Annotated in this window: 7 protein-coding genes; 3 read left to right on the forward strand and 4 right to left on the reverse strand. The window is 73.4% G+C overall.

Annotated features, from left to right (window positions below; translation table 11 throughout):
* Nucleotides 1–15 precede the first annotated feature (15 nt).
* On the forward strand, nucleotides 16–726 hold the full coding sequence (locus tag KYK13_RS04205; RefSeq protein ID WP_223642154.1) for a TetR/AcrR family transcriptional regulator: 711 nt from the start codon (nucleotides 16–18) through the stop codon (nucleotides 724–726).
* Between the two features lie 9 nt (nucleotides 727–735).
* Here KYK13_RS04205 and KYK13_RS04210 read toward each other — a convergent pair whose 3' ends face one another.
* The 3 genes from KYK13_RS04210 to KYK13_RS04220 form a co-directional block, all read right to left on the reverse strand.
* Nucleotides 736–1,713, reverse strand: coding sequence for a sensor histidine kinase (locus tag KYK13_RS04210; protein WP_223642157.1), 978 nt, complete (start codon nucleotides 1,711–1,713; stop codon nucleotides 736–738).
* Between the two features lie 234 nt (nucleotides 1,714–1,947).
* Nucleotides 1,948–2,709: a hypothetical protein gene (locus KYK13_RS04215; protein WP_223642159.1), complete on the reverse strand. Its 762-nt coding sequence runs from the start codon at nucleotides 2,707–2,709 to the stop codon at nucleotides 1,948–1,950.
* A gap of 466 nt (nucleotides 2,710–3,175) precedes the next feature.
* A complete protein-coding gene (locus KYK13_RS04220) occupies nucleotides 3,176–4,564 on the reverse strand; it encodes a serine/threonine-protein kinase (RefSeq protein WP_223642161.1) in 1,389 nt (462 codons plus the stop codon).
* A gap of 262 nt (nucleotides 4,565–4,826) precedes the next feature.
* Here KYK13_RS04220 and KYK13_RS04225 point away from each other — a divergent pair, with 262 nt between their 5' ends.
* Entirely contained in the window at nucleotides 4,827–7,091 is a 2,265-nt protein-coding gene (locus KYK13_RS04225; protein WP_223646519.1) for a PAS domain S-box protein, read from the forward strand.
* Entirely contained in the window at nucleotides 7,088–8,899 is a 1,812-nt protein-coding gene (locus KYK13_RS04230) for an OPT family oligopeptide transporter (protein ID WP_223642163.1), read from the forward strand. The genes KYK13_RS04225 and KYK13_RS04230 overlap by 4 nt, the downstream gene beginning before the upstream one ends.
* 8 nt (nucleotides 8,900–8,907) lie before the next feature.
* On the opposite strand, the gene KYK13_RS04235 is transcribed toward KYK13_RS04230, so the two are convergent.
* The gene (locus KYK13_RS04235; protein ID WP_223642166.1) at nucleotides 8,908–12,825 is read right to left on the reverse strand and encodes a serine/threonine-protein kinase PknK; all 3,918 of its coding nucleotides are present in this window, start codon (nucleotides 12,823–12,825) and stop codon (nucleotides 8,908–8,910) included.
* Nucleotides 12,826–12,889: the final 64 nt, after the last annotated feature.

The raw sequence follows: 12,889 nt of genomic DNA on the forward strand, positions 1-12,889 counted from the left end.
CTAGGATGCGCCGCGATGGCATCCAGACGTCCCCAGGTCCGGGCCCCGTCCCGGCGCACCGCCGCTCCCCGTCGCCCCGCGAAGCCCGCCGCGCCCCGCAGGCGGCGCACCCCCGAGGAGGCGCGCGAGGCCATCCTCCAGGCCGCCGAGCCGCTGCTCGTGGAGCAGGGGCCGGACCGGGTGGGGCTGCAGGCGGTGGCGAAGGCGGCCGGGGTGAGCCACGCGCTCGTCACCCACTACTTCGGCACCTATGAGTCCCTGGTGCGCGAGGTGCTCCTGCGCCGCAACGAGCTGTTGGCCGCGTCCTTCCGGGAGCAGCTGCTCGCGGCGGAGGCGCCTCCGGACGCGGGGGCGCTGCTCGAGCGCTTCTTCGCCGTGGTGCAGGAGGGCCAGCACAGCCGGCTGATGGCGTGGGCGCTGCTCACCGGCCGCGCCGAGCACATGCCGCTGGTGCGGGCGCAGGGCCTGCGGCTGCTGGCGGACGCGCTGGAGTTCCAGGCCGGCCGCGTGGCGCAGGCGCAGGACACGCCGCCGCCCTCGCGCGACGCGGTGGACATGACGCTGCTCGTGGCGCTGTGCGCGTCGCAGTGGTTCCTGCTCGCGCGGGAGATGCTGCTGCCCGTGATGGGCCGCCCGGTGGACCCGGCGTCGGACGCGCGGTTTCGCCAGGTGCTCGGCGGGATGCTCCAGCGGGCGCTCGGGATGAAGCCTCCCGGCGAAGGCTGAAAGGTGCCGTCAGGTCCAGTCCGCCTGCGAGCGCGGCGGCTGCACGAAGGCGCCGGCCACCGGCAGGGACACGCGGAAGATGCTGCCCCGGCCGGGCGCGCTCTCCATGGTCAGCGTGCCGCCCAGCGAGGTGACGATGCCATGGCACACCGCGAGCCCCAGCCCCGTGCCCACGCCCAGCGGCTTGGTGGTGAAGAAGGGGTCGAAGATGCGCTCGCGGTGCTCGGGCGCGATGCCGCAGCCGGTGTCGCGCACCTCCACCAGCACGTGGCCGGGCTCGCCGGGACGCGCCACCACGCGCACCTCGTTGCCCTCCGCGTTCCCCGGCGGGATGGCCTGCGCCGCGTTGAGCAGCAGGTTCAGGAACACCTGACCCAGGCGGGAGCCGTTGCCCTGCACCGGCGGCATCCCGTCGCACTCCACCACCAGCCGCGCGCGGTGCCGCAGCTCGTGCATGGCCATCTTCGCCGCCGTGCGCACCACCGCGGCCAGCTCCGCGGGCCCGCTGCCCACGTCCTCCGCGCGCGACAGCGTCTGCAGGTCGCGCACGATGAGCCGGATGCGCTCCGCGCCGTCGCGCGTCTCCGCCAGCGCCTCCAATATCTCCTGCCGGTCCTGCTCCGACAGCCGCTCCTTCTGCTGCAGCTCCTGGTGGATGTACTCCAGGTTGCTCAGGATGAAGGCCAGCGGGTTGTTGATTTCATGGCCCACGCCCGCCGCGATGCGCCCCAGCGCGATGAGCCGGTCCGCGAAGAGCAGCTGGGCCTGCGTCGCGTGCAGCTGCTCCAGGCTGCTGGACAGCTTCGCGTTGGCGGCCTCCAGCGCCGCGGTGCGCTCGCGCACCGTCTCTTCCAGCAGGCGGCTGTTCGCGCGGAAGGTGGCCGCCGTGGAGCTGGCGCCGGGGCCCAGGCGCTCGAAGGCCTGGCGGAGCGTGTCCCGCCTCCGCGCCATCGCCTCCAGCCGCCCGACCTTCGCTCGTAACGTCATCGCCAGGGGCCATCCAACACCGCTGCCCCGTGCCCGGCAAGATGCGCGGGGGTACATGATGCACTCGGGCCGACACCGCCCGGCTTCACGTCCCAGCTGTGATTTTCCATTCGGGGCTCGAGCGCGCGGGAACGCCCCACCGCACGCCCGGACACTTCTGGACACGCGGCCACGGGTGAGGCCGAGGCCGTCCACGTCCAGCACTTCACCGCGGGTTCAACCGGTGCATCCGCTTCAGGCGCCGCAGTCCGCGCGGCAGCTGTCCGCCGTGTTGCTGGAGCCCGCGTGCTCGGTGAACTGGCACACGCCGTCGCCGCAGCGGAACAGCTCCTTCGGCTGCACGCGCGTGGTGATGGCCGGGTACGTCTTCCCGTTGTACGTGCACTGTGTGTAGTAGGGCTTGCTCGGGTCGCCCTTCGTACAGAACTGCGCGCAGCTGCCCACGTTGAGGATGGGCGTGCAGTTGTCCGCCTTCAGCGTGAGGCCGCACGCGCGCGTGGAGCTCTCCGCCGCGCTGAAGTCGCGGTCGCGCGCCGCGAACAGGCCCTCGCTCGCGAAGAGGTTGCCGAAGAAGCACGCCTCCCGCTCACTGAACTTCGAAAGCTCCTCGGCGGAGTAGGGGACCTCACCGCCCGCGGCCGTGCGGCCCAGCGCGGACAGTTCGATGTGCAGGCCGTACTTGTTCGTGTGCGCGGCCAGACACGCGCTCACCACCTGCTGCTCCAGCTCCGTCGCGGGCTTCCCCGAGGACCAGCCCGGCGCCAGCCCCAGGCCGCCCTGCCACGTGTACTTCACGCCCGTGGCCGTGGACTGGAAGGCGCGCGTCTCGCCCTCGGGCACCGCGCACTTCACGACGTACGCCATCACCATGGCCGCGTCCGCGTTCTGGTTGAACCAGTCGTTGAAGCTCGCGGTGGCCAGCCCGTTCAGGGTCATGCCGTTCAAGGTCATGCCGTTCAAGGTCATGCCGTTGAGGGTCATGCCGTTCAAGGTCATGCCGTTGTCCACCTGCAGTGCCTGCTCCACGGACGCCGGGTCAGCGGCCCTCGAGGCGTCCTCTGGCATCGCGCCGCCGCAACCCACGAGGGCAATGAGGGCCCCCGTCAGCAGGACCGACGTCAGGGGTCTGCGTGAGGTGGTCCGGTTCCACCACTCGCTGCATCCACTTCCAGGCCGAAAAGCAGGGGTGAGGCGCATGTTGGGGGCTCCCGCTCGGGGGTCGTCGGAGGTCCGACTTCCAGAATGTCAGGCAGTCCAGGCTTTCAGCCAGAAAGGTGCTGAAACTGTCAGACAGGGGAATCGTGACGGATTCAGGATCGGAAATAAATGCGACTCCGTCAAAAAATTACTGTGTGGGTCCAATTCGTACGGGGCCGGAGTAGGACCCTGAAGGTCGTAGGACCACCACGGAAGACAGGGGATGACAGAGGAGCGAAGAGGGGGACGGAGGGGGCTGAACGGCTCAAGGCAGGGGCGGACTGTCGAGGAACTGCGACGCGGGACGGGTGACGGCGAAGCCACCGGGCTCCCTTACGTTCCAGGTTGCCACATGTGTGACCGGACCGCCTACCACCTCGGCCTCGCTGGAGTCGCCGCGGGTCTCCGCCTCGCCATGGTGGAGACAGAGGTGGACGCGGGCGTGGGCGGCCTCGGCCAGCCGCTGGGCCTCCGCGTGCAGGTCGCGCAGGGGTTGCAGGGCGTGGAGGGGCGCGCCGCCGTGGGCCAGGGGCCGCACGCCCAGGAGCGTGGTGCCCGTCTGGAGCGCCAGGATGAAGCCCTGGGCGCGCAGGCCCTGCTCCAGCGTGTCCATGACGGTGGCGAGCGCGGCGTAGGCGGTGTCGTCGTCCAGGTCCGCGGCGGAGAGCACCACCTCCGCGTTCACGGCCAGTGCGGGGCGCGTCTGGCCCTCCACCTGGTTGGGCTCCTCGGTGGCCTCGCGCAGGGCGGTGAGGAAGGCGTTCACGCTGGGGTAGCGGCGGGTGGCGTCCTTGTTGAGGCAGCGCAGCACCACCGCGTCCACCGCGGGGGACACCGGGGCCTTCACGCTGGGGCGCGGCGGCGGGGCCTCCAGGTGCATGCGCTCCAGCTCCAGTCGATCATCCGACTGGAACGGGTAGCGGCCGGTGAGCAGCTGGTAGAGCAGCACGCCCAGGGCGTACACGTCCGTGGGCGGCCCGATGCTGCCGCCGCGGAACTGCTCGGGCGCCATCGCGTGCGCGGTGCCCAGGCGCTGGCCGGCGGTGGTGAGCCCCTCCTGGCCGGGCTCCTGCTGGATGAGCTTCGCGATGCCGAAGTCGAGCAGCTTCAGCCGGGGCTTCTCCCCCTCCTCCACGACGAGGATGTTGCTGGACTTGAGGTCCCGGTGCACGACGCCCGCGCGGTGCGCCGCCTCCAGCGCGCCGCAGACGGGCTCCAGGTACGCCAGCGCCCGCGACGCGGACAGACGCCCGCGCTCCTGCACCACCTGGCTCAGGGTGCGCCCGGAGAGCAGCTCCATCACGTAGTAGGGGCTGCCGTCCGGCATCAGCCCGAAGTCGTAGACGTCCACGATGTTCGGGTGGTGGATCTGATTGACGACGCGCGCCTCGCGCACGAACCGCTGGAGCATCTCCCCCTGGTCCGCCAGGTGCGAGTGCAGCACCTTCACCGCGGCGAGCCGCCCCAGGATGCGGTGCTCCGCCTCGTAGACGCTGCCGTGGCCTCCGGCCGCCAGCAGGGACTTGAGGACGTACTCACCCGCGAGGGTGCCCGGCCCGCGCTCGGGACGGGTGGGTGTGGGGTGCCCCTTCTCCGTGGCGCTCGCGGCCGCGCGCGCCTGGATGCGGAAGGTGCTCTCGGAGTCCGCCGCCATGAATGCCCGCACCCTACCATCCATGGGGTGGGTCGCGAGTACCCGTGCCTGGTTGGCTGCCCTGCCTGCCTGCTTCCTCGTTCACCAGGAGTCAGGCTCCCCGCCCTGAAGGTGGAGGGGACGTTCATTGGAAGCCGTTGGGGTATGGTGGCGTTCCGGGGCCAACGCTTTGGGCCCGCACGGAGCGCGGCGTCATGCACGACAGGCGGCGAGGAGACGGCCGGCCCGAACGCAGGGAAGCGCCGGGGGGCTGGCATACATGATGACGTTGGTGGACGAGCTCACGACCTGCGCGGGCCAGTCGGTGACGGCCCCGTCCTCGACCGGGGCGTGCCTCATCCTCATCAGCACCACGACGCCGGCCGCCATCGGCAAGGCGTACCGGCTGGAGCCGGGCGAGCACGTCATCGGGCGCGGCTCGGAGGCGGAGGTGCGCATCGACGACCACGGGGTGTCGCGCAAGCACGCGCGCATCCTGCGCAAGCCGGACGGCTCGTGCCTCGTGACGGACCTGGAGTCCACCAACGGCACGTTCCTCAACGGCCTGCCGGTGTCCACCGCGGAGCTTCAGGAGGGCGACCGGCTCCAGGTGGGCACGGTGACGGTGTTCCGCTTCTCCCGGCGCGAGGTGCTGGAGCAGCGCGAGGAGCAGCTCAGGCAGGCCCTGTCCGCCGCGCGCGTGGGCATCTGGGACTGGAACGCCAAGACGGGGCAGGTGACGTGGAGCGAGCACGTGGACCGGCTCCTGGGGCTGGCCGTGGGCAAGCTGTCCGGCCGCGCCATGGACCTCGCGGAGGTCGTGCACCCGGCGGACCTGCCCCGGCTGCGCGCGAACCTGGCCACGGCGCTCCAGCAGCGCTCGCAGGTGGACGTGGAGTACCGCATCGAGCCCGCGGGCAGCGGCTACCGCTGGATTTCGTGCAAGGGCGACGTGCTGCTGGACGCGGCGGGGCAGCCCGCGCGGGTGACGGGCACGGTGATGGACATCACCGCGCGCAAGCAGGCGGAGCAGGAGCTGCACCGCCAGGCGCTCATCTTCGAGAGCATCTCCGACGGCGTCGTCATCACGGACCTGGCGGGCGGCATCATCGACTGGAACACCAGCGCGGAGCGCATGTTCGGCCGCAGCCGCAAGGAGGCCATGGGCCAGACGCTCTTCAGCGTGCTGCACCCGGGGGAGGCGGACCGGCTGACGGGCGCCATCCTCACCGCGCTGGAGGTGCACGGGCGCTGGAGCGGGGAGCTGGAGTTCAAGCGCGCGGACGGCATGGCGTGCGTCTGCGAGTCCGTGGTGGTGCCGCTGCGCGACGCGGAAGGCCGCGTCATCGCGAACATCATGGTGCACCGCGACCTGAGCGAGCGCCGGCAGCTGCAGGCGCGGCTGGTGGTGGCGGACCGGCTGGCCAGCGTGGGCACGCTGGGCGCGGGCGTGGCGCACGAAATCAACAACCCGCTGGCGTACATGCTGGTGAACCTGCACCTCATCCGCGAGGGGCTGGACAAGCTGGAGGCGCAAGGGGCCCCGTCGGAGCCGGTGGCCTCCATCCAGCAGCTGGTGCGCGAGACGACGGAGGGCGCGGAGCGCATCGCGACCATCGTGCGGGACCTGAAGGTGTTCGCGCGCGGCGAGCAGGAGTCGCGCCCCATGCCGGTGGACGTGCGCCGCTCGCTGGAGCTGGCGTGCAAGATGGCGGACAACGTCATCCGCCACCGCGCGCGGCTGGTGACGGAGTTCGAACCCGTCCCCGCGGTGGAGGCCAGCGAGGCGCGGCTGTGCCAGGTGTTCCTCAACCTGCTGCTCAACGCGGCGCAGGCCATCCCGGAGGACCCGTCCTCCGTCACCGAGCACGAGATTCGCGCCATCATCCGCCCGGGCGAGCCGGGCAAGGTGGTGGTGGAGGTGCGCGACACCGGCGTGGGCATGACGCCGGAGGTGCTGGGGCGCATCTTCGACCCGTTCTTCACCACCAAGGCGGTGGGCGTGGGCACGGGGCTGGGGCTGTCCATCTGCCACGGCATCGTGGAGTCCATGGGCGGCTCCATCCACGCGGAGAGCACGCCGGGGCAGGGCAGCACCTTCCGCGTGGTGCTGCGCTCGGCGGCGCACGAGCCGGACCTCTACCCCCGGCTGTCGGCGACGGCGCCGGCGGGGGCGCGGGCGCGCATCCTGGTGGTGGATGACGAGCCCAACGTGACGGTGGCGCTGCAGCGCTCGCTGGCCACGGAGCACGAGGTGTCCACGGCCAACAGCGCGCAGGCGGCGCTGCGGCTGGTGAACGAGGGCGGCCGCTTCGACCTCATCCTCTGTGACGTGATGATGCCGGGGATGACGGGCATGGACCTGTACTTCGAGCTGGGGCGCTCGGTGCCGGAGCAGGCCGGGCGCATGGTGTTCATGACGGGCGGGGCCTTCACCCCGCGCACCACGTCGTTCCTGCGGGACGTGCCCAACCTCAAGCTGAGCAAGCCGCTGGACCTGGCGCAGCTGCGCGAGCTGGTGGGCCGCTCGGCGGAGGCGTCTCGATGAGCGCCTCCTCCGGTCACCCCGCGGCCCCTCCCGAGGTCGCCGCGGGGCCGGAGGTCCCCACTCCCGTGGCGGCGGGGGTCGTCCCCGTGGGGGCGCCGGCCCCGGAGGGCCGGGAGTGGACGGCCCGGTCGCTGGGCGTGGGGCTGCTCATCGGCGCGCTGCTGGCCGTCACCAACCTCTACATGGGGCTGAAGACGGGCCTGTGGGACTCGGGCTCCATCACCGCGACGCTGCTGGGGTTCAGCCTCCTGGCGCCCTATGGCCGCAAGCGGGGCGCGCCCTACACGCCGCTGGAGAACAACCTCACGCAGACGTCCGCGGCGGCGGTGGGGGCGATGCCCGCGTCGGCGGGGCTCCTGGCCGCGATTCCGGCGCTGGCCATGCTGGGCACGCGCGTGCCGGGCTGGGGCATCGCGGTCTGGGGCCTGGTGCTGGGCGTCTTGGGCGTGCTGGTCGCGGGGCTCCTGCGGCGGCGCCTGCTGGAGCAGGAGGCCCTGCCGTTCCCCACGGGCATCGCCACCGCGGAGCTCATCTCCACGATGCACTCGGCCACGCCTTCCGAGGCGCAAGGCGCGCGGGGTGGCGGGGGCCGGACGCTGGTGGGCGCCGGCGTGGTGGCGATGCTGCTCACGTGGATGCGTGACTCGCGCGGCTGGCTGCCGGGGATGGTGGCGCTGCCGGGCCGCGTGGCCGGCGCTTCGCTGGAGTCGCTGACGTGGGGCGTGGGGATGAGCCCCATGCTGCTGGCGGTGGGGATGATGACGGGCCCGCAGCTGGCGTTGAGCATGCTGCTGGGGGCGGCGCTGGCCTGGGGCGCGCTCCCCTCGTGGCTCCTGGGCACGGGGGTGGTGGCGGGCGCGGGGTACGAAACGCTCACCGCGTGGCTGATGTGGCCCGGCGTGGGGTTGATGGTGGGCGGGGCGGTGGTGTCGCTCGCCGCGCAGGCGCGGGACTTCCTGAGCGCGGCGAAGGACCTGCGTTCGGTGGGCATGAGCCGCGGAGGGCTGCCCCGCTGGAGCCTGTGGGTGGCGGCGGTGGCGTGCGTGCTGGCGGTGGTGCTGGGCGGGGCGCTGTTCGGGCTGGGCGTGCCGTCCATGCTGCTGCTGCTCGCGCTGCTGGTGCCGGTGTGCGCGGTGTGCGCGCGCGGCGCGGGGCAGACGGACGTGTCCCCGGTGGGCCAGATGGGAAACCTCGCGCAGGTCGTCTTCGGCGGGGTGCGGCCCGGCGAGCTGCCGCCCAACGTGGCGGCGGGTTCGGTGGTGGCGGGCGCGGCGGCGCAGACGGGCGTGAGCCTGTGGTCGCTGAAGGCAGGGCACCTGCTGGGCGCGTCGGCGTCGCGGCAGCTCGCCGCGCAGCTGGTGGGCGTGGTGGTGGGCGCGGTGGTGGCGGTGCCCGCCTACCTGCTGCTGGTGGACACGTATGGCGTGGGGACGGCGGTGTTGCCGGCACCCTCGGCGGCGCAGTTCCGGGCCGTGGCGGAGGTGTCCGTGCGAGGCCTGGCGAGCCTGCCGCCCTACGCGGGCTGGGCCGCGCTGGTGGGCTTCGCGGTGGGCGTGCTGTCGACGCTGGCCGCGAAGAGCCGGGCGGCGAGGTGGTTGCCGTCACCGGTGGCGATGGGCATCGGGTTCATCACCCCCGCGTACTTCGCGGTGACGCTGTGCGTGGGGGCGGGGCTGGTGGCGCTGGCGCGCCGGTGGCCGAAGATGACAGAGGCGCATGCGTCCTCGGTGGGCTCCGGCGCGCTGGTGGGTGAGTCGCTGATGGGGTTGATCATCGCGGCGACGGCGGCGCTCTCGCGGTCGGCGTAGCACCAGCGCTACGCCGCGGGCGTGAGGTCCCGCACGCGCTCCAGCGAGCGGCGGATGCGGTCCTCCATCAGGTTCGGCATGTGCGCAGAGCGCGCCAGCGCCTCACCGAGCGCGAGCATCGCCTCCGCGAAGTCGCCCCGGCGCCCGGCCGCGAGGCCCATCATCTCCAGGACCTCCAGCGGCTCCTGCTCCACGGACACCTGGGCGGAGCGCTCGCGCAGCGCGTGCCACTCCTCCGCCGTCGCGTCCTTCGCGGACAGCTCCACCATGGAGAAGAGCACCTCCTCCGACGGGCTCAGGTGCGCGCCGTGCCGGTTCGTCGCGATGGCCTGCCGCACCTGCTCCAGCAGGTCTCGCGCCGTTTCATACCGGCCCGCCCACGCCATGGCCCGCGCCTGGAGCAGCAGCGCCCAGGGACGGTGCGCCACCTCCGGATGCCGGCGCTCCAGCGCCACGGCCCGCGCGATGTGCGGCGCCGCCGCCTCCGAGTCGCCCGCCTGGTAGTACAGCTCGCCCAGGTTGATTTCGCCGAAGTACTCCCAGCCCACCACGCCCAGCTCGCGCCCCAGTTGCATGAAGCGCTCCTGGTCCTTCAGCGCGTTCGTCAGGTCGCGGCGCGCCACCCACAGGTTGCGGCGGTTGTTGATGGCCGCGCCCAGGTGGAGGCGGTCGCCGCGCTCCGTGCAGATGCTGATGAGCTCATCCAGCAGGCGCTCCGTGCCGTCGATGTTTCCCATGCTCGGCAGGATGGCCACCATCAGGAGCAGCGCCACCACCAGGGACTCGTAGCCCGCGTCCCCCAGCTTCCGCGCCCGCTCCGCCGCGGCCTCCAGGGTCATGAGCGCGTCCAGCCACTCCCCCTTGCGGAACTGCGCGCGGCCCAGCGCCAGCAACAGCCGCGTCTGCACGTAGGGCGACGTCACCGTCTCCGCCAGCTGCTGCGCCTCCTGGGCCCGCGCCTCGCTGCGCGCGTAGTCGTTCACCCAGTCGAACGCCATCGCCTCGTCGAGCAGCAGCTCCACCTCCGCGCGTGAGTCCCCCTGGCTCCGCGCCCGCTCGCGCGCGATGGCGAAGTCCGTGAGGGAGTCCTCGTACCGGCCGATGCGGTAGCGCATCAGGCCCCGGCCCCGCAGCGCCGTGAGCCTGCGCAGCTCGTCCTCGGGCTCGATGAGCTCCAGGGCGCGCGTGTACATGGCCTCCGCGTCCAGGTACGCGTGGCGGCCGCGCGCGGACTCCGCCAGGTCGATGGTCAGCGCCGCCGCCTCGTCGCGCAGGCCCGCCGCCGCCGCGTGCAGCGCGAGCCGGGCCAGCCGCTGGCGCTCCTGCGCGCCCGCCGGGCTCAGGTAGTGGCGGTACGCGGCGTGGTGGATGCGCGCCTTCTCCTCCGCGGGCAGGCTCGCGACCACGGCCTCGCGCACCAATTCGTTGCGGAAGCTCAGCCCCTCCAGCCGGTGCTCCACCAGCAGCCCCAGGTCCAGGAGCCGCCGCGTCGCATGCCCCACGTCCAGCGGGAACTGGGCGGCGGCCCCGTCGCGCTCCAGCTCGCGCACCACGCCGTCCGCCGCCGTGGCGGTGAAGGTCGCGCCCAGCAGCGCGCACAGGCGGGCATGCGCGGCGAGCGCCGGGGGCAGCGCGCCCAGCTCGCGATCCGCCAGCCACTCCACCAGCCGCAGCTCCGGCAGGCGGTCCAGCTCGTCGGTGACGAGGTACCAGTTGCCGCCCGGCGAGCGCTGGCGCACCAGCCCCTGGCGCTTGAGGCCGCGCACCAGCTCCACCAGGAACAGGGGCACGCGCTGCGCGCGCTCGACGATGCGCTCCACCGCCTGCGCGGGCACGTTCTCCACCGGCTTGAGCAGCGCGCGGCACAGGGCGTGCGCGTCACCCGGGGACAGGCCGGACAGGTGCAGGTCCAGCTGGCGGGCGGCGCGGGCGCCCCAGGCCGGGCGGCTCTGCTCGAAGCCCGGACGCACCAGCACGCAGACCCACAGGGGCACGCACGTCTCCGCGAGCGCGGCGTACTCCAGCGCGTCCAGCGCCGGCTCCTCCGCGAAGTGCGCGTCGTCCAGGATGAGGCACAGGGGCCGTTCGCGGGCGCTCGCGGCCAGGAGCTCACCCGTGGCGCGCATGGCCAGCGAGCGCAGCGCGCCCGGGGCCGCGGCCCAGCTCTGCAGCTCCGGTCCGCCCGGCGCGTACCACCCGAGCGTCGCGGCCACGCCCGGCCACAGCTCCATGCCCAGCCGGGGCCCCAGCCGGTCGAGGATGGCGTTGCGGCCGACCTCCTGCGTGTCGGTGTCCTCGCGGTCGAAGCCGTGCAGCGCCATGCGCAGCAGCGTGCGCAGCGTGCCTTCCGGATCGCCCTGCACGGGCTCGCGCGAGCGCAGGGTGTAGACGCGCGCGTGCGGCAGCGCGGACCGCAGGCGCAGGCCCAGCGTGGAGGCCAGGTGGCTCTTGCCATGGCCCCGCTCGCCGCGCACGGTGACGATGGTGGGCGCCGAACCCGACACCGTGGACCGGGCGCTCTCCCACAGCTGCTCCAGCTCCGCGTCGCGGCCCAACAGCATCGCGCTGCCCAGCTGCAGCACGGCGACGTCCGGCCGGGGCGCGCCGCCCGAGGGCGCGGGGCGCATCAGCCCGGAGCGTCCCGGCACCGGCAGGCACGGCACCTCCGGCACGGCCTCCGCGGCGGAGGCGGAGAGCAGGGGGCCGCGCACCTCCGGCAGGTGGGGGTAGCGGTCCTCACGCGCGAAGATGGCGCCCAGGTAGCGGGGGGCGCCGTCGCGGCGGCGCTGCACGGTGACGGAGGCCACGTCCACGAGCGAGGCCGGGGCGAGTCCCCGCTCGGCCATTCCTTCGGCGGCGCGCAGGGCGCGGCGCACGGGGTTCTCTCCCACGTCGGGGTCGAAGACACCGGCGAAGTGCTCGCCGTCCGCGAAGGCCATGTGGCCTCCGTAGGCGGCCAGGGCCTTCTGCATCGCCACGGGGTTCGCGCGCGAGGAGGTGAACAGCACCGCCACGGAGCGGCGCGTCTGGGCGGGGCGCACCTCCGGCAGCAGGGTGAGCCGGGGCGCGGGCTGCACGGCGGACTGGCCCGCGTGGTCCAGCGCCGCGCGCAGCGCCTGGGCCACGGCGGCGGCGTCGCGGGGACGGCGCGCGGGCTCCTTGGCCAGGCAGCGCAGCACGACCTCCTCCACGGGCGGCGCCACCGGGGCGTACTCCGACGGAGGCGGAGGCCGCAGCGACAGGTGCGCTTGCAGCACCTCCGTGAGCGAGCCGAAGAAGGGCGGACGGCCGGTGATGAACTCGTAGAGGATGACGCCCAGCGCGTACACGTCCGTGCGCGCGTCGAGGACGGCGTGGCCGGCGCACTGCTCGGGCGCCATGTATTCGGCGGTGCCGGCGAAGGAGGACGTGTCGCCGGGCGTGCCGTCGTCGGCGGGAGCGTCGGGGGTTGGACGCTGCACCAGGCCGAAGTCGAAGACGCGGGCGCGCCGGTGGGCGTCATCCAGGAAGACGTGCTCGGGCTTGAGGTCGCAGTGCACCAGCCCGTGCGCGTGCACGACGGCCACCGCCTCCAGGAGCGCGCTGGCGCGAGGCCCGAACTCCTGCGGGGACATGGGCCCGGACACTCGCGCCAGCCAGTCCGCCAGCGTGGGCAGCGTCACGAACTCCATGGCGAGGAAGCGCTGGCCGCCGGGCAGCGTGCCCACGGCGTGGAGCGCGGGCACGGTGGGCGGCCCGATGACGCGCAGGGCCTCCGCCTCGCGGGCCAGCTGGGCCTCCGCGAGCGCGATGCCGGGGCGCGCGAGCTTCAGCGCGATGCGTTCGCCCTCCGCGCCGTCGGCGGCGCGAGGGAAGGCGGTCAGCAGCACGCCGAAGCCACCGCGCGCGACGACCTTCTCGCAGCGGTAGCCCGGGACGTCGGGCACGACGAGCGAGGCATCGGAGGACGGAGCGACGGGAGGCGGGACGCCGGGCGGGCACGGCGTATGA

The sequence above is a fragment of the Corallococcus sp. EGB genome, assembly GCF_019968905.1.
Taxonomy (GTDB): domain Bacteria; phylum Myxococcota; class Myxococcia; order Myxococcales; family Myxococcaceae; genus Corallococcus.

Coding starts and splice junctions, on each gene's coding strand:
- KYK13_RS04215 (WP_223642159.1), bottom strand. CDS start 2,709: ATGACCTTGAACGGCATGACCCTCAACGGCATGACCTTGAACGGCATG.
- KYK13_RS04230 (WP_223642163.1), top strand. CDS start 7,088: ATGAGCGCCTCCTCCGGTCACCCCGCGGCCCCTCCCGAGGTCGCCGCG.
- KYK13_RS04220 (WP_223642161.1), bottom strand. CDS start 4,564: ATGGCGGCGGACTCCGAGAGCACCTTCCGCATCCAGGCGCGCGCGGCC.
- KYK13_RS04205 (WP_223642154.1), top strand. CDS start 16: ATGGCATCCAGACGTCCCCAGGTCCGGGCCCCGTCCCGGCGCACCGCC.
- KYK13_RS04225 (WP_223646519.1), top strand. CDS start 4,827: ATGACGTTGGTGGACGAGCTCACGACCTGCGCGGGCCAGTCGGTGACG.
- KYK13_RS04210 (WP_223642157.1), bottom strand. CDS start 1,713: ATGACGTTACGAGCGAAGGTCGGGCGGCTGGAGGCGATGGCGCGGAGG.